12 protein-coding genes and 1 pseudogene are annotated in these 16716 nt (G+C 72.9%); 3 read left to right on the top strand and 10 right to left on the bottom strand.

Translation table 11 applies throughout. From position 1 onward, the window contains the following. Positions 1-65: 65 nt before the first annotated feature. From ACTWQC_RS09880 to ACTWQC_RS09905, 6 genes and pseudogenes are all read right to left on the bottom strand, one after another. On the bottom strand, positions 66-668 hold the full coding sequence (locus tag ACTWQC_RS09880) for a TetR/AcrR family transcriptional regulator (protein WP_443315214.1): 603 nt from the start codon (positions 666-668) through the stop codon (positions 66-68). Between the two features lie 142 nt (positions 669-810). Next, positions 811-1155 carry a hypothetical protein gene (locus ACTWQC_RS09885; RefSeq protein WP_443315215.1) on the bottom strand — a complete coding sequence of 115 codons (345 nt, stop codon included), beginning with the start codon at positions 1153-1155 and terminating at the stop codon, positions 811-813. A 164-nt stretch (positions 1156-1319) separates the two neighbouring features. Beyond that, complete coding sequence (locus tag ACTWQC_RS09890; protein ID WP_443315216.1) at positions 1320-2579, bottom strand: Tm-1-like ATP-binding domain-containing protein; 1260 nt, start codon at positions 2577-2579, stop codon at positions 1320-1322. A 146-nt stretch (positions 2580-2725) separates the two neighbouring features. Next, positions 2726-3880 (bottom strand): serine hydrolase domain-containing protein, encoded by a 1155-nt coding sequence (locus ACTWQC_RS09895; protein ID WP_443315285.1) that lies wholly within the window; start codon positions 3878-3880, stop codon positions 2726-2728. Between the two features lie 431 nt (positions 3881-4311). Then, positions 4312-5619 (bottom strand): annotated as a pseudogene (locus ACTWQC_RS09900) (MFS transporter); the annotation flags it as partial. A 128-nt stretch (positions 5620-5747) separates the two neighbouring features. Further along, positions 5748-7136 (bottom strand): hypothetical protein, encoded by a 1389-nt coding sequence (locus ACTWQC_RS09905; RefSeq protein WP_443315217.1) that lies wholly within the window; start codon positions 7134-7136, stop codon positions 5748-5750. Between the two features lie 179 nt (positions 7137-7315). On the opposite strand from ACTWQC_RS09905, the gene ACTWQC_RS09910 reads away from it, so the two are divergent. Beyond that, positions 7316-7720, top strand: coding sequence for an SsgA family sporulation/cell division regulator (locus tag ACTWQC_RS09910; RefSeq protein WP_443315286.1), 405 nt, complete (start codon positions 7316-7318; stop codon positions 7718-7720). A gap of 96 nt (positions 7721-7816) precedes the next feature. Here ACTWQC_RS09910 and ACTWQC_RS09915 read toward each other — a convergent pair whose 3' ends face one another. The 3 genes from ACTWQC_RS09915 to ACTWQC_RS09925 all read right to left on the bottom strand — a co-directional run bounded on the left by ACTWQC_RS09915 (position 7817) and on the right by ACTWQC_RS09925 (position 13534). Continuing rightward, complete coding sequence (locus ACTWQC_RS09915) at positions 7817-11098, bottom strand: carboxyl transferase domain-containing protein (RefSeq protein WP_443315218.1); 3282 nt, start codon at positions 11096-11098, stop codon at positions 7817-7819. A 2-nt stretch (positions 11099-11100) separates the two neighbouring features. Further along, positions 11101-12879, bottom strand: a complete 1779-nt coding sequence (locus tag ACTWQC_RS09920; RefSeq protein WP_443315219.1) for an AMP-binding protein — start codon at positions 12877-12879, stop codon at positions 11101-11103. A 214-nt stretch (positions 12880-13093) separates the two neighbouring features. Further along, positions 13094-13534, bottom strand: a complete 441-nt coding sequence (locus tag ACTWQC_RS09925; protein ID WP_443315220.1) for a winged helix-turn-helix transcriptional regulator — start codon at positions 13532-13534, stop codon at positions 13094-13096. Positions 13535-13630: 96 nt separating this feature from the next. On the opposite strand from ACTWQC_RS09925, the gene ACTWQC_RS09930 reads away from it, so the two are divergent. Together ACTWQC_RS09930 and ACTWQC_RS09935 are read left to right on the top strand one after the other, a co-directional pair. Then, entirely contained in the window at positions 13631-14446 is an 816-nt protein-coding gene (locus ACTWQC_RS09930; protein ID WP_443315221.1) for an acyl-CoA thioesterase, read from the top strand. A gap of 29 nt (positions 14447-14475) precedes the next feature. Then, on the top strand, positions 14476-15660 hold the full coding sequence (locus ACTWQC_RS09935; protein WP_443315222.1) for a thiolase family protein: 1185 nt from the start codon (positions 14476-14478) through the stop codon (positions 15658-15660). Between the two features lie 85 nt (positions 15661-15745). Here ACTWQC_RS09935 and ACTWQC_RS09940 read toward each other — a convergent pair whose 3' ends face one another. Next, complete coding sequence (locus ACTWQC_RS09940) at positions 15746-16714, bottom strand: zinc-binding dehydrogenase (RefSeq protein WP_443315223.1); 969 nt, start codon at positions 16712-16714, stop codon at positions 15746-15748. Positions 16715-16716 lie beyond the last annotated feature (2 nt).

Genomic DNA, 16716 nt, shown 5'->3' on the forward strand with positions numbered 1-16716 from the left:
TTTCCGGAATGACACGTCATTCCGCTCGGAAGACAAAAGAAACTGCGGTCCTTGCGGGCCGCGGCTCAGGAGGAGCCGAGGCCGTCGAACATGAGGGTCTCCACCGTGTGGATCCACGGCTCGCGCATGGCGCCGGGGTCCTGCACATGCAGGAGCCGCACCGCCCCGGTCACGATCACCCCGTTCACCGCGAGCCCGACCACGTGCGCATCCACGTCCCGGCGCAGGAAGCCGCGGTCCTGCCCGTTGCGGATGAACGCGGCGGTGTACGCGGCCGCCGCCTCCATGGCCTGCCCGGCGGCCCGGGGCTCCGCCCGGTCTATCGCTATGGCGTCGTAGAAGAGAATGCGGCACAACTCGGGCTCCGCGACGACGAGATCGAACAGCTTGTGGCCGATCCGCCTGACCTGCTCCCGGTACTGCCCCAGCGTCTCGGAGGAGCCCGGGTCCTCATCGGACAGCGCGTCCGTCACCCGCCCGAGGGCGCGCGACACCACACTGCGCGCGATGTCCTCCTTGTTCTTGAAATACCGGTAGAACGTGCCGTGCCCGGCGCCGAGCTCCCGGGCGATGTCGGAAATGCCCGTCGCGTGATAGCCGCGCTCGGCGAAGACCTTCCCCGCGGCACGCAGGATCGCGTCCCGCTTGTCGACTACACCCTTCGGCACGGGCCCCCCTGGCATCGGCGGAATGACACGTCATTCTCAGACCGGCCTCCAAGGCCCGTCAATACGGCTGCGGTTCATTACTTCCCCGGCGCCGGACCGCCGCACGTACGGCGGCGACGGTGAGACGTACCCGGCCCGACGGCTACTCGGGCTGCCGGCTCCGCTTGCCGCCGGTACGGAAGGCGTGGATGCCGTGCCCCTGGTCCCCGGCTGCCTGCACCGCCTCGTCCCAGCTCAGGGAGCGGCTTCCGACGGAGAACAGCGGGCCGGAGTCCCGGTCCCCGATCAGCTCGCTGAGCAGAGCGGTGGCCCGCTCGCCGAAGGAGTCGAGCGCTACGTCCCCGACGTCGAGGGAGAGCAACTCAAGGACGGGCACCTCCCCTTCCCACAGCAGGAGCCAGAGAGTCCGGTGCACGACGGGGATGGACTGATCGGCGAGGAGTTCCTCGAGCCGTTCAGCGGTGATGGTGTCGGCCGTGAGGGTCATGGCCCCGCAGTATGGTCCCCGTGAGCGCCTGCGGCATAGGGCTGAGTTGAAAACGCAATCAAGGCCTCACCCCCTCCGTGCACGGCGGTCACCTGTTATTGGCCTCCTGCTCAGGCCTCGTGGAAGACGATCGGGAGGACGACCGGGAGGACGACCGGAGCCGCTCAGCCGGCCGCCCGCTCCCTGCCCGCGGTGATCATCCCGTGCAGCCGCTCGGCCGCGGCACGGCCGAACTCCGGGTCGTTGACGTGCGTGTCGAGCTCCCGGAGCTCGACGTCGCTGGAGCGCAGTCCCTCGCGCAGCGCCGTGAACAGCGCACGGTCCGCCTCGGGGTCGTGATACGGGCCTTCCGGGGCGCCGAGCGTCGAGAGCCCGCGCCGCGGGACGTACACCGCCGCGGGCCCCGTCGCCGCCCGCAGCTTCGCGGCGACGCGGCGGCCGAGCTCGGCACACTCCGCCACCGAGGTGCGGACCACCGTGATGGAGGGGTTGTGGACCCGGACCAGGCGGGAGCGGAAGCGCTCGGGAAGCGATTCGAGAGGACCGAACTTCACCATGTCCAGCGCCCCCAGGCTGACCACCTGCGGGGTGCCCCGGCGCCCGGCGGCCCTGAGCCGGTCGGGTCCCGCGGAGAGGATGCCGCCCACCAGGTCGTCGGCCAGCTCACTGAGCGTCAGATCCAGCACGCCGGCGAAGAGGCCCTGCCCCGCCATCGCCTCCAGTGACCGGCCACCCGCGCCGCTGGTGTGGAAGACCAGCACTTCGTAGCCCAGTTCGGCCAGCCGCTCCCGGGCGGCGTCGACGCCCGGCGTCGTCACGCCCGCCATGGTCGCCGCGACCACCGGGCGGCCGCCCGCACGCCCCCACTGCACCGAGCGCGCGGCAGGCGAGGCGGAATAGCCCTTCGCCATGCCCGCGATCGCGTCCGCCGCGTTGGCCAGGACCGGCGCCAGGACCCGGTTGATCCCCGCGATATCGACGACGCTGTACATCATGGCGATGTCGGACGACCCGACGTACGGGGTCACATCGCCCGCGGCCATCGACGACACCATCAACTTCGGTACGCCCAGCGGCAGGGCGCGCATCGCCCGCGTCGCCATCGACGTGCCGCCGCTGCCGCCGACGGCCATCACACCGTGCAGCCGGCCCTGGGCGTGCAGCCGGCGCACGACCTCGGCCGCTCCCCTGGCCATGGTCGTCACCGCCGCACCCCGGTCACCCATCTCCTTCAGCCAGCGCACATCGGTCCCCGCGGCGTGCGCCACTTCGGAGCGCGGTATGTCGGGCCGTACCGGCGGCTCACCGATGATGCCGACATCGACGAGCACCACTTCGACACCTCTGCGACGCAGCCGGTCCCTCACCCAGCCGTACTCCACGCCTTTGGTGTCCAGGGCCCCCACCAGCACAACTACCGCCATAGTCCGTAATGTCCCCGCCGCAACCCGGCCACGGCAAGACCGAAACAAGACTCGGGGAACGGCGAGAAATCGCGGTTTCGGGTCAGGATGGGACGAGGGTCGTCACCCGGGGCCCCGGATGACCGGAGTTGACGCTTCCGGCGTGCTCAGAGCGCGCCGTAGACGGCGTCGATCAAGGCCATCTTGCGGGGGTCGTCCGCGATGTGCGGACCCATGCGGTTCATCACGTACCCCATGCTGACTTCTGCCTCGGGGTCGGCCAGACCGAAGGAGCCGCCGTAGCCGTCATGGCCGAAAGCGCGCGGGTTGGGGCCGTAGGAGCGACGTGATCCGCTCAGCCAGCAGCCCAGCGCGATCTCGGTCTCACCGCCGAAACCCGCTCCCAGCACCAGGTCGACGCACGCCCCCTGGCCCTCCCGTACGCGTTCGGCCGCGGAGTCGCTGAGCAGCCGGCGCTGCCCGGGGAGCGCGCCGCCGCCGAGGATGCCGTAGAGCGCGGCGACCGCGCGGGCGGTTCCGTGGCCGTTGACGGCGGGGAGTTCGGCCCGGCGCCAGGGCAGCGTGTTGGCGTCGTCCGGGCCGACGAGGGGGTTGCCCAGCGCGGCGAGGGCCGCCGCATCCAACTGCGCGAAGACCCTCTCCTGTTCGCTGCCCGGATCGCGCCGCTCGGCGACCAGCTGCGCGGCCCTGCCGTCCGCCGCTCCGGGCAGGCCGATGGTGAAGTCGATGCCCAGCGGGCCTGTCACCTTCTCCCGCAGGTACGCGCCGACGGTCCGGCCCGACACCCGGCGGATCACCTCGCCGACGAGGAAGCCGTAGCTCACCGCGTGGTATCCGGACCTGCTGCCGGGCTCCCACCAGGGTTCCGTCGCCGCGAGCCTGGAGACGGTCAGGTCCCAGTCGTAGAGGTCGGTGACCGACTGCGGTTCACGCGGGCCCGGCAGACCCGCCCGGTGGGAGAGGAGATGGCGGACGGTCACCTTCTCCTTGCCTGCGGCGGCGAATTCCGGCCAGTAGCCGCAGACCGGCGCGTCCAGATCGAGGAGCCCTTCATCGGCCAGGAGGTGCGCGCACAGGGCCGTCACGCCCTTGGTCGTGGACCACACGTTGACCAGCGTGTCCCTCTCCCACGGGCGGGTGCGCGCCACGTCCGCCCAGCCGCCCCACAGGTCGGCCACGAGCCGACCACCGACCAGCACCGATACCGCCGCCCCGAGTTCCCCTCCGGTGCGGAAGCTCTCGTCGAAGGCCTCCCGTACGGCCTCGAACCTCGTGTCGCAGTGCCCGTGAACAGCAGCCATCATGAGCCCCCATCCCTACCCAGCCAGGAGTCCGCCCCCAGGGTCCGCCCCCTCGGCTCCCCGGCCCGTCGGACTCCACCGTACCGACCAGTCGGATGGTCGGGTAGTGGGCGACGCGGGCGGCTCAGCGGGCCGTCAGCAGGTGCCGTCGGCGGGGAGCTGACGGCGGGGTGTCAGGTGGCCGGCCAGTCGTCCGGTCCGCCGCCGCGCCACTCGATCAGGCCGGGATCGTCGAGATTCACGTCCTCCCCGGCCAGGTCCGCGCGACGCAGCATCCCGCGCAGCTCGTCCGCGCTGACGGCGGCTCCCACGTCGGCACCGTTGATCATTACGCGGCGGCGGCCGTCGAGCGGCGGGTCCACCACCACGGGCGGCTGCCGCCGCTGGGTCTCATCCTCCATGCGACCAGGCTGCCCCGTGTTCGCCCCGCCCGCAGCTCCAGCCGCCCCGCCGGGCTCGGCGGCGGGGGCCCCGGCGGCGGCTCCGGCAGCGGCCCGGGTGTCCGGCAGCGCGGCGAAACAGCCCAGGCTGAGCACGCAGAGCGCCAGCAGGTAGAGCGCCACGCCCCGTGTCCCGGAGCCGCTCCCGCCCCCGGCGAGCCGCGTGGCGACCAGCGGGGTCAGTGCCCCGCCGAGCACCGCGCCCAGGTTGTACGCGACCGCCGTTCCCGTGCACCGCAGCCGGGCGTCGAAGAGTTCGGGGATGTATGCGCCCTGGACCCCGATCGTGGCGATCAGCGCCAGCAGGGTCACCGTCGAAGCGGTCACGAGCGGGACCGGTTCTCCCGTCCTCAGCACGGCGAGGTACGGGAGCACGCACACCGCCATCGCCGCGCACCCGGCCAGGCTCAGCGTCCGCCGCCCGAAGCGATCGCCGAGCAGGGCCGCGACCGGCGTGGCCGCGCCCATCACCGCCATCGCCACCATGAGGCAGGTCAGCACCGCTCCCTGCGCCATTCCGAGGTACTGCGTGGCGTAGGCGAGCGACCAGGTCGTCACCGCGTAGTGCATCGCGTATCCGGCCGTCACCGCTCCGGCCACGAGCAGTACGCGACGCCACTGCCCGCGCAGCACCTGCGCCACCGGCGAGCGGGCCAGCGAGCGGTTCCGCGCGAGCTCCCGGAATTCCGGGGTCTCCTCGAGCCGGGCGCGCAGCGCATACCCGGCGATCGTCAGCAGTCCGGCGAACCAGAACGGCACCCGCCAGCCCCACGACCGGAACTGCTCGTCCGTCAGGGCCGCGGACAGCACCAGGGTCATTCCGTTGGCGAGCAGGAAGCCGATCGCGGGGCCGGTCTGCGGGAAGCCCGCCCAGAGGCCTCGGCGCCGGGGAGGCGCGTGCTCCGTGGCGAGCAGCACGGCACCGGTCCACTCGCCCCCCAGACCCAGGCCCTGGAGGAAGCGGAGCAGCACCAGGACGACGGGGGCGGCGACGCCCAGGCGGTGGTACCCGGGCAGGAGGCCCACGGCAACGGTGGCCAGCCCCGTCAGGAGGACGGTCAGGAGGAGGACCGGACGCCGTCCGAAGCGGTCACCGATGTGTCCGAAGATCAGCGAGCCGATCGGCCGGGCCAGGAACCCGGTGGCAAAGGTGCCGAAAGCGGCGAGGGTTCCCGCGGTCGGCGAGAAGTTCGGGAAGAACAGCGGTCCGAAGACGAGGGCCGCGGCGGTGCCGTAGAGGAAGAAGTCGTAGAACTCGATGACGGTACCGGCGAATCCGGCGGCGGCGATCCGGGCCACGGAAGGAGTGCGTCCGGGGATCCGCCGCGCCGTCCCCGGCGCATCGGATCCCACTGGTCCACCAGGCGGCCCGGGGGCCGACGCGCCGGATCCCGTGCCTGCGGCACCCGAGGTCGTGAGCCGCACCGTCACGCCCGGCCGTCCCGCCACCACGCCCGGACCCGTTCGTCGAAGTCCAGGGCCGTGCGGGCGCCGCGCCGCATCAGCGGCCCGAGGTCCTCGCTCATGCCGGCGACGGCCCCGCGCACCCGGGCCGAGCGCACCCCGCTCATCATGTCCAGCGCCCTCGCCCAGGTGTCGCAGGCCTGCTCGAGGCGCCCCTGGCGGCACTGCATGGATCCCTCGTGGGCGACGCTCAGCGCCGCGATGCGCTGGTACTCGGAGCCGGACCGGCTCCAGACCGCCCGGGAGAAGTGACGCTCGGCTGCGGCGAACTCACCCAGGCTCACGGCCGCCTTGGCGGTGTGAGCCTCCACGCAGGCCGCCGCAGAACCCCACAGTGCTGCCCAGTACGGCATCTCGGACTCGTCGGCGCCCTCGACCATCCGCGCCGCGCGGGCGGACTCGGCGACGGCCTCGCGCCGGATGCCCTTGGCCGCGAGCGCGCGGGCGCGGGTGATGACGTAGAGGGACTCGGTGGCGGGGTCCGTGCGCCCCTTGACCCGGTCGAGCGCCGCGTCGACCAGCGCCAGCGTGTGCTCGGGGCGGCCGGCCTCCAGGCCGTGGTGGGCCAGGATCCGCAGGATGAACGCCCCGTGCAGCTCGTTGTCCGCCTCCTGGGTCAGCCGGTACGCCTGAAGGTAGTACCGCTGGGCCAGTCCCATCTCGCCCGCGTCGTACGCCTTCCACCCCGCGAGATACGCCAGGGACGCGGCCGCCGACAGCATCTCCCGCCGCTGGTTCTCGGTGCGGAATCTCGCCCTGCACAGCGCGGCCACGTCGGACACCAGATACTGGACGACCGCCGAGCGCCCGTGCTGTCCGCCGTAGCGCTCGTCGATGGCGGTGAACAGCCGAGTCATGTCCTTCACGGCCTCGATCTCGCCCTTGCCCGCGGTCCCCGAGCCGAGAGCGGCGGAACGGCCGCGGGCCGCCAACTCGTCGGCGCAGCCCAGCGGGAGCGCGGCGGCGCCGACCGAGTAGGCCGCCGAGGTCACGGCCGTACAGCGCTCGATGTCGGCTCGCCCCAGGCGCGTGAGGGCGTCCACCGGATCCCCGGCCGGGCCGCTTCCCACAGCCGGCTCCTGGCCGTCGTGCGCTTCCCCACGCGTCCCCAGGCCCAGTTGCCCGGCCGTGACCGGGCGCCCGAGCTTCCGGGAGAGGGCCTCGGCGAGGAAGGCCGAGGTGACGTCGTTCGGGCGGGTGCCCGACACCCAGTGGGACACGGCGGAGGAGTTGGTCCGCAGCCGGGTCCTGCCGCTCTCGGCGGCGACGGTCCGCACCTCTCTCGCGAGCTCCGCGTAGCTGCATCCAGCCGCGCGAATCGCCTGCTGCAACGCCTGGTTGGGCTTGTTCACGGCGGGTTCGGTCCCCGGGTCGGAGATTAAGCGGTTTAAGCGCATTCGACGACCGAGGAACCTACCGCCCCCATATCCCTGACGGGTTGACTTCCCGTAAGAAGATCGCCCCCGGGGCGTGAGGAGTCGGTGGGGACGGCATGAAGATCCGTAAGCGACGGGATGGCTGAGGGCTTTTGATACACACGGTGGTGGAACGTGACCTGGTGTTCAGCCTGGCCCTGTCACCGGAGCGCAGGATCCCCGTCCCCGCCCGTCTGACGTACCGCACGGAGGACCCGCACGCGGTGCACTTCACCTTCCACACCGAGTCGCAGTCGCCGGTGAGTTGGTCCTTCGCGCGCCAGCTGCTGGTCGAGGGGATCTACCGGCCGGCCGGCTACGGCGATGTGCGGATCTGGCCGTCGAAGGCGGGCGAGCGCAGCCTGCTCCACGTTTCCCTGACCTCTCCGGACGGCGTCACGTTACTGGAGGCTCCCATCGACCTGGTCTCGGCCTGGCTGGAGCGCACCCTGCGGATCGTGCCACCGGGCTCCGAGGATGAGCACCCCACAGACGAGCACCCCACAACAGAGCAGGGGTGAGTGCCGAAGCCGCGGTCTCGCCCGGCTGGGGCGTCCGGAGGATCACGGCGCCCGCCGTAGGCGGCGCGATCCGCGGGACACCTGGGCGGCGCAGGGTCACCACGTGTCGACGAACGGGCGGGATCCGCGCGTGCCGGGTTCCGCCTCACGCAGCAGTGTGCTGATCCAGCGCCGCGACTCGGCCGGGTCGATCACGTCGTCGATCTCGAAGACCGACGCGACGTTGAGCGCCTTGCCCTGCTCGTACGCGGCCGCGACCCGGCGCTCGAACTCCCGCGCGCGCTCGGCGGGGTCGTCGATCGCCTCAAGCTCCTTGCGATAGCCGAGCCGTACGGCGCCCTCCAGGCCCATCGGCCCGAACTCGCCGGTCGGCCAGGCCACGGTGAACCGGGGAATCCGGAAGCCGCCGCCCGCCATCGCCTGCGCGCCGAGCCCGTATCCCTTGCGCAGCACGATGACCCCCATGGGGACCGTCAGCGCGGCGGCGCCCACGAACATCCGGCTGACGTGCCGGACGGTGGCGGTCCGCTCGGCGTCGGGGCCGACCATGAAGCCCGGGGTGTCGCACAGCGAGACGACCGGCAGCCCGAACGCGTCGCACAGCTGCAGGAAGCGGGCGGCCTTGTCGGCGGCGTCGGAGTCGATGGCGCCCCCGAGGTGCCGCGGGTCGTTGGCGAGCACCCCGCACGGCCGCCCCTCCACGCGCGCGAGGGCCGTGATGACGCTGCGCCCGAACCGCCGCCTGAGCTCGAGCACGGAGCCGGTGTCGGCGAGCGTCTCGAGGACGGCCCGAACGTCGTACGCCCGCACGCGGTTCTCGGGTACGAGGTGGCGCAGCCGCCGCTGGTCAGGGGCCTCCCACTCCCCCACAGGCCCCTGGAAGTAGGACAGATACCGCCGGGCCAGCCGTACCGCGTCCGCGTCGTCCGCCGCCTCGATGTCGACGACGCCGTTCGCCGTCTGGACCTCGAACGGCCCGATGTCCTCCGGCGCGAACCGGCCGAGGCCACCGCCCTCGATCATCGCCGGGCCGCCCATGCCGATGTTCGCGTCCGGCGTGGCGATGATGACGTCGCAGCAACCGAGCAGCGCCGCGTTGCCCGCGAAGCAGCGCCCGGATCCGATGCCGACCAGCGGCACCTGCCCGCTGAGCCGGGCGAACAGCCAGAACGCCATGCAGTCGAGACCGGAGACCGTCATGCCGTCCACGTCACCGGGACGGCCGCCGCCGCCCTCCGCGAACAGGACGACGGGCAGTCCCGCCTGTTCGGCGAGTTCGAAGAGCCGGTCCTTCTTGCGGTGCCCCATATGGCCCTGGGTTCCGGCCAGCACGCTGTAGTCGTACGACATGGCGACCACGCGCGCGGCCTCCGGGCCGAAGCTGCCGGCGCCGATCGTGCCGACCCCGCCGACCAGCCCGTCCGCGGGGGTGCGGCGGACCAGGTCGTCCAGGGAGCGGCGCGAGCGCTGGGCGGCGATGGCCAGGCCTCCGTACTCCACGAAGCTGCCCGGGTCGCACAGGTCGAGGATGTTCTCGCGGGCCGTGCGCCGGCCCCCGGCATGCCGGCGGGCCACCATCCCGGGACGGCCGGAGTCCGCACCGAGTTCCTTGCGGGCGAGCACCTCCTCCAGGTCGGGGCGCGGCTCGTCCAGGTCCGCCTGCTCGTTCTGCGGCGCCTCCCCCGCCCCCGCCTCGGCCGCCTCCATCAGCACCAGGCGCTCTCCGTGCTCGACGAGGACGCCGGGCTCCACGCCGAGGGAGCGGACCACGCCGTCGCACGGCGCCTCGACGAGGTGCTCCATCTTCATGGCTTCCAGGACCAGCAGCGTGCTTCCGGCCCGTACGCGCAGCCCCTCGTGGACGGCGACCTCGACGACCGTGCCGGGCATGGGGGCGTCCACGGCGAGTACGTCCCCGGGAGCGGGAACGGGAGCGGGAGTGCCCGCCTCATGGGGTGCCTCCGGTCCGGGCTCGGGTACCGCCTCCGGCATCAGGCCCGCCAGCAACCCCGGCAGCAGGTCGTCGACCAGCCCGGTGTGCAGCCGCCCCGCGATGACGTCGGGTGCCTCCAGCAGCCCGCGCAGCAGACCGATGTTGGTGTCGACTCCCTCGATTCGCAGTTCGGCCAGTGCCCGCCGGGCGCGGGCCAGCGCCTCGGGCAGTCCGCCCGAGCCGTCGTGCGCGACCAGTTTGGCGAGCAGCGAGTCGAACCGCGGACTGATCCGGCTGCCGGGGAACGCGGCCGTGTCCACGCGGACGCCTGGCCCGCTCGGCGGCCAGAAGGAGTCCAGCGTCCCGGCGGCCGGCAGCACCGACCCGTCGGGAAGCGGCCGTTCCGCGTTCACCCGCACCTGCACGGCACACCCGCGCGAGACCGGCGGCCGCTCGACGCCCATCCGGTCGAGCGTGTCACCGGCCGCCACCCGCAGCTGGGCCTTCACCAGGTCCGTTCCCGTGACCTCCTCGGTGACGGTGTGCTCGACCTGGACCCGCGGATTGGCCTCCAGAAAGAAGAGGGCGCCGGGGTCTTGGCCGGTGTCCAGCAGGAACTCGAAGGTGCCGAGGCCCTCGTAGCCCACGTCCCGGGCCATCCGGAGCGCCGCGTCGTGCAGCCTCGCACGGACCGCATCGGACAGGTCCGGTGCGGGCGCGATCTCCACGAGCTTCTGCCGGTGCCGCTGCAGGCTGCAGTCGCGGTCGCCGCAGGAGACGACCGCGCCCGTGCCGTCGCCGAGCACCTGCACCTCGACATGGCGGGGCCGGGTCAGCAACTGCTCGACGTAGACCGCGTCGGAGCCGAAGGCGTGGGCGGCCTCCGAGCGGCAGCGCCGCATGGCCTCCGCCAGCCCCTCGATGCCGTACACGGCGCGCATGCCGCGCCCGCCGCCGCCCGCGAGCGCCTTGACCATCACAGCCGCCCCTTCGCCGAGGCCGAGCATGAACGCGCGGGCCTCCTCGAGCGCGGTGTCCCCCTCGGTCGCCGGGAGTACGGGCACCCCGAGGCGGGCGGCGAGCCGCCGGGCCGCGCTCTTGTCGCCGAAGACGTCGAGCACGTCCGGGCGGGGCCCGACCCAGGTCAGGCCCGCGTCGCCGCACTGCCGCGCGAAGTCGGCGTTCTCGGCCAGCAGCCCGTAGCCGGGGTGTACGGCGTCGCAGCCGGCGCGTACGGCCGCGGCGACCACCGCGGCCGCGTCCAGGAAGGCGGCAGGGCCCTCGCCTTCCAGCTCCACGACGTCGTCCGCCAGGCGGGTGTGCAGCGCGTCCGCCTCGTCGCGGGACCTCAGCGCCACGGCTTGGAGGCCGAGTTCACGGGCGGCGCGGATGACCCGGACGGCGATCTCGCCCCGGTTCGCCACCAGCAGCTTGGCCATTCCCATCGTCAGTCGCCCTTCCGGTCCACAGCCGGTGCGGCGTTCGCCCCGGCGATCCGTGCCGCGCGATCGAGCAGTTCGCCCTTCTTGACCTTGCCGGTCGTGGTCATCGGCAGGGCGTCGACGCAGACCACGACGGGCACTTTGTACGAGGCCATGTTGTCGCGCGCCCAGGCCCGCAGCTGCTCCGCCCCGAGCGCGGCACCCGGCCGGGGCTCTACGAACGCCAGCGGGATCTGGCCCTTTGACGGGTCGTCCATCGGCACCACGGCGGCGGACAGCACATCGGGGTGGCGCGCCAGCAGCGATTCGAGCTCCGACGGGAACACGCTCATCCCCGAGACCTTGATCATCTCCTTGTTGCGGCCGAGGTAGTGCAGGCACCCCTCCTCGTCGATCAGTCCGACGTCCCCGGTGTGCAGCCAACCGCCGCGCAGCGCCCGGGCCGTGGCCTCCGGCTGCCGCCAGTAGCCGGTCATCAGGGAGGGTGACCGGACCAGGATCTCGCCGCGCTCCCCCAGCGGCAGCGGCTCGGCGGTCTTCTCGTCCACCACCATGAAGTCGGTGCCGGGCACCGGAAGCCCGCAGAAGACCGGCTCGGTGAGCAGGTCGTGGTCGCCGTCCTGGAAGCCCGCGGTGATCGAGTCGGCGGTGTGGGTCTCGGTCATGCCGTACGACGCCTCGCGCAGCACGCTGTGCTCACCCACCAGCGCGCGCCAGCGGGCGCGGATCCGCGGCGTGAGCTTGCGGACGAAGGACATCGCGCGCGGCTGCGTCAGGCTGGACAGGGCCGCTCCGGAGAACCGCGGATGATCCATCAGCTCGACGTAGTTGTCGACGGTCCCGAGCATCAGGGTCACGCCGTAGCGCTCGACCGCCCGCAGGACGGCCTCGGGGTCCCATCGGGCGAGCAGCACGATGGTGCTTCCGGTGAGGAGCGGCAGCAGGATCCCGAAGTCCTCGCCCGCGATCCAGAAGACCGGGACGTAGATCAGCAGGACGTCGGGCCGGTCCCCGGAGAGGTCCATGCCCCCGGCGGCCGCGGCCGTCGCCGCCGTGTAGAGCATGTGCCGCTGGGTGTGCTCGCAGCCCTTGGGCAGGCCGGTGGTCCCGCCGGTGTAGTTGAGGGCCGCGAGCGCGTCGAGGTCGGCCGGATGCTCCCGCCCGCGGGCTCCGCCGAGCGCCCGGTCCCATGCGCTCGCCGCACCGTCCCCTGCGCTCGCCGCACCGTCCCCAGTGCCGGACAGGCCAGGCGGCACCGGCAGGTCAGGGTCTGCCGGAAGAAAGTCCGCCATCCGCGTGACGAGCACCTCGCGTACGGCGGTGTCCTCCCGTACGGCGTCCACGAGCGGCCGCAATGAGTCGAGGACGACGAGGACTTCGACTCCGGCGTCGGCCAGCTCGTGCCGCAGCTCGTGCTCCCGGAACATCGGGTTCACCGGTACGTGCACGGCTCCCGCGCGCAGGATGCCGAGCATCGCGACGACGAACTGGGGGCAGTTGGGCAGGAGCACGCCGACCCGGTCGCCGGGACGCACCCCGGTCCGCTGCAGCCAGCCGCAGAAGCGGGCCGTGAGGTCCTCGAGTTCCGCGTAACCGATCCGCCGCCCGTAGAAGTTGATCGCCACCCGGTCCGGGCAGTGCCCGGACCAGTGCGCGAGATACTCGGTCAGGGGTCGCTCCCCCTGGGGATGGACGACCTCCGCCGGCACCTCGCGCGGCCAGACCCGGCGCTGCCGGGCGCGCACGTCTGCCAGATAGTCCTCGACACGTCCGCTCTGCGACACGACGACCTCCGCCCTCACCCATACCGACTGGTCGGCATGACTGGCCGTTCACCCTAAGAGCGGCCAAGGGCTCCGGACAAGGGTCCGGTCAGGACCCCGGACCCCAGAACCGTTCGATCCAGGACGAGGCGCAGAGGTTCAGTCCAGGACGTACGGTCCCGCAACCCCGCAGCGCGCCCCCGCCGCCCGGGTGGCGCGGGCGCCTCGCCGCGCGTCAGGCCCGGGCCCAGTCGGGGTCCGCGTGGCGCGGGGTCAGGGAGCGGGAGTCGACCTCACGGCCGCAGGAGCGGCAGACGACGAGCGGTTCGAGGTCGGCGCCGCAGTCGTGCTCGAAGACCACCGGCGGGCGGCCGGAGAGATGCCGGTCGCCCCACTGCATCAGCGTGAGCAGGACCGGCCGGAGGTCCTGCCCCGCCTCCGTCAGCCGGTACTCGTAGCGCGGCGGGCGCTCGCTGTACGGGACCTTCTCCAGCACGCCCGCCTCGACGAGGTGGCGCAACCGCGCCGCGAGGACGTCGCGCGGGGCGCCGATGTTGCGGGTCATGGCGTCGAAGCGCCGCACGCCGAGGAAGACCTCGCGGAGGACCAGGATCGAGTACTTCTCGCCGATCACGCCGAGGGTATCCGCGATCGAGCAGGGGCGCCGGGTCTTCATGCTCACAGTTTAGAGGTGTGCGTTTGCTTATCAAACTCACCGGGGTATGGTGAGTCCAGTTTCCAAACTCACTCACAGCCGAGGGGTTGGTCCGCGATGACCACGACTGCCGTCACGTCCGGAGAGACGCGGCCCGGAGACGGGGAACCCCCGGCCGTGGTCCGGGTCGACCGCTCCTGGGGATCCGGGCCCGGTGCGCACGGCGGGTATCTCGCGGCCCTCGGTCTCGGCGCCATGCGCGCGCGGCTGGCCCTGGACTCCGGCCACGACCGGCCCGTGCGCTCCCTGACCACCCACTTCCTGGCCCGGGTCGACGACCGCCCGCTCGCCCTGCACACCACCGTCGAGCGGTCGGGGCGCGGCACCGCGGTGGCCGGGCTGCGCGCCGAGCAGGGCGGGGAGCAGGCCCTGCTCGGCTCGGCGACCTTCGGCAGCCCGCGCCCCGGCCCGTACCACCACGGCAGCCCGGCTCCCGCCGTGCCCGGGCCCGGCGACTGCCCTCCCCTCGCACTCCCCCAGGGTCTGGCCACCTTCGCGCAGCGCCTGGAGATCCGGCCCGCCACCCCCGCGCGTCCGCTCGGCGGCGGCGAGAGCGCCGAGCTCGTCGCCTGGATGCGGTTCCGCGACGGCCGCCCGCTGGACGCCGGGGCGGTGACCGTCCTCGCGGACGCGCCACCTCCGGCGCTCTTCGCCCTCTGGACGGCCCCGCGGCCGGTCCCCACCGCCGAGCTGACCGTGCACTACGGCTCGGCGCTGGACGACGGACCGGCCACCGGCTGGGCGCTCGTACGGATCCGCGGCGAGCACGCGGGCAGCGGCTGGGCCGTGGACGACAGCGCCGTATGGGACGCGGACGGGCACCTGCTGGCGCTCGCGCGGCAGGCCCGCCGCGTCCTCGGCGCACCTTCCTGAAAACCCTCAACCCCAAGGAGTCGATCGCCATGCGCGACGCCGTCATCGTCGAAGCCGTCCGTACGCCCGTCGGAAAAGGCAAACCCTCCGGCGCGCTCGCCGGAGTCCACCCGGTCGACCTGCTCGGTCACACGCTGCGCACACTGATCGACCGCAGCGGGGTGGATCCGGCCCTCGTCGACGACGTCGTCGGCGGCTGCGTGGACCAGGTGGCCGAGCAGGCGATGAACACCACCCGGTACGCCTGGCTGGCCGCCGGATTCCCCGAGTCCGTGCCCGCGACCACCGTCGACCGGCAGTGCGGCTCCTCCCAGCAGGCCGTCCACTTCGCCGCCCAGGGCGTCATCTCCGGCGCGTACGACCTGGTGGTGGCCTGCGGGGTCGAGTCGATGAGCCGGGTGCCGATGTGGTCCAACGTGCCCGCGGGTGCCGACCCGTTCGGCCCGGCGCTCGCCGCGCGCTACCCGGAGGGCCTGGTTCCGCAGGGCATCAGCGCCGAGCTGATCGCCGCCAAGTGGTCGGTCGGCCGGGAGCGGATGGACGAGTTCGCGACCACCTCTCACCAGCGCGCGGCCCAGGCCCACGCGGACGGACGCTTCGCCGCCGAACTCGCGCCTGTCACCACGGAGAAGGGCCTGGTCGACACCGACGAGTCCGTACGGCCCAACACCACGCCCGAGGTGCTCGCCGGTCTGCGCCCCTCCTTCGAGGACCCGGACTTCGCCGAGCGCTTCCCGCAGATCGACTGGTCGGTGACGGCCGGCAACAGCAGCCCGGTCAACGACGGCGCCTCGGCCGTGCTGATCACCAGCAGCGAGACCGCCGCCCGGCTCGGCCTGCGCCCGCTGGCCCGGCTGCACAGCTTCGCGGTCACCGGCTCCGACCCGCTGCTGATGCTCACCGGCATCATCCCCGCCACCGAGAAGGTGCTGCGCCGGGCCGGACTGGGCCTCGACGACATCGACCTGTTCGAGATCAACGAGGCGTTCGCGAGCGTCGTGCTGGCCTGGCAGCAGGAGACCGGCGCGGACCCGGTCAAGGTCAACGTCAACGGCGGCGCCATCGCGCTCGGCCACCCCCTCGGCGCCAGCGGTACGCGGCTGATGACCACCCTCGTCAACGCCATGGAGCAGCGCGGGGCCCGCTACGGACTGCAGGCGATGTGCGAAGCGGGCGGTCTGGCGAACGCCACGGTCCTGGAGAACCTCCGCTGAGAGCCCCCGAGACCGAGACCGAGACCTCCCGAGCTCGGTCTCGGTTTCGGGCTCGGGCTCGGGCTCGGGCCCATGACCGGGCCGTTCACGGGATCAGCATCACCTTGCCCACCGTCTCCCGGCCCGCGAGCGCGGCGTGCGCGGCCGGGGCGTCCTCCAGCCGGAAGCGCCATCCGATCACGGGCGTGATCCTGCCGATGGCGGCCTCGGCCAGGGCCCGGCCCTGCAGCGCACGGAAGCGCGAGGGGTCATGGCCCGGGGTGCTGCTGCCGTAGCCGATGACCGTCAGCCCACGGCCGTAGACGAGTCCGCCCGGTATCTCGGTGCCGCGGCCCGACGCGATGCCGTAGACGATGAACCGACCGCCCGGAGCGAGCGTGTCCACCGCCTCCCGTCCCACGTCCCCGCCGACCGAGTCCAGCACCACGTCCACCCCGGAACCGCCCGCGGCCTCCCGTACGAGACCGGCCCATCCGGGCACGCCGTAGTCCACCGCGGCATCCGCGCCGAGCTTCCGTACGACATCCAGCTTGTGCTCGCCCCTGGCCGCCCCGATGACCTTCGCCCGCGCGACCTTGGCGAGCTGCACCAGCAGACTGCCCACTCCCCCCGCGGCCGCCTCGACGAGCACGGTCTGGTCCTCGCGCAATGCCGCGATCTCGATCAGGCCGACGGCGGTGAGGCCCTGTCCGAGCAGGCAGACGGCGCTGTCCAGGGAGAGGTGGTCGGGCAGCACGTGCAGGGCCCGGCGGGCCACCACCGCCCGCTCCGCGTAGCCGCCGGAGCGGGCGGTCTGCCCGGCCACCCGCTTGCCGAGGAGTCCCGGGTCCACCCCGGGTCCGACCGCGCTCACGACTCCTGCGACGTCCCGGCCCGGCGTGTACGGCCGCGGCACCTGCGCCGACTTCCCCGCGCGCACCAGCGTCTCGACGAACTGGACACCCGCCGCGGCGACATCGACCAGCACCTCGCCTTCGCCCGGTTCGGGGTCCGGCACGATCTCCACCCGCATGACCTCGGGCGGGCCGAACTCGGCGACACGGACAGCGCGCATGC

This window comes from Streptomyces sp. 8N616 (assembly GCF_052246385.1).
Lineage (GTDB): Bacteria > Actinomycetota > Actinomycetes > Streptomycetales > Streptomycetaceae > Streptomyces.

Coding starts and splice junctions, on each gene's coding strand:
- ACTWQC_RS09915 (WP_443315218.1), bottom strand. CDS start 11,098: ATGGGAATGGCCAAGCTGCTGGTGGCGAACCGGGGCGAGATCGCCGTC.
- ACTWQC_RS09930 (WP_443315221.1), top strand. CDS start 13,631: ATGACCACGACTGCCGTCACGTCCGGAGAGACGCGGCCCGGAGACGGG.
- ACTWQC_RS09895 (WP_443315285.1), bottom strand. CDS start 3,880: ATGGCTGCTGTTCACGGGCACTGCGACACGAGGTTCGAGGCCGTACGG.
- ACTWQC_RS09885 (WP_443315215.1), bottom strand. CDS start 1,155: ATGACCCTCACGGCCGACACCATCACCGCTGAACGGCTCGAGGAACTC.
- ACTWQC_RS09925 (WP_443315220.1), bottom strand. CDS start 13,534: ATGAAGACCCGGCGCCCCTGCTCGATCGCGGATACCCTCGGCGTGATC.
- ACTWQC_RS09940 (WP_443315223.1), bottom strand. CDS start 16,714: ATGCGCGCTGTCCGTGTCGCCGAGTTCGGCCCGCCCGAGGTCATGCGG.
- ACTWQC_RS09935 (WP_443315222.1), top strand. CDS start 14,476: ATGCGCGACGCCGTCATCGTCGAAGCCGTCCGTACGCCCGTCGGAAAA.
- ACTWQC_RS09890 (WP_443315216.1), bottom strand. CDS start 2,579: ATGGCGGTAGTTGTGCTGGTGGGGGCCCTGGACACCAAAGGCGTGGAG.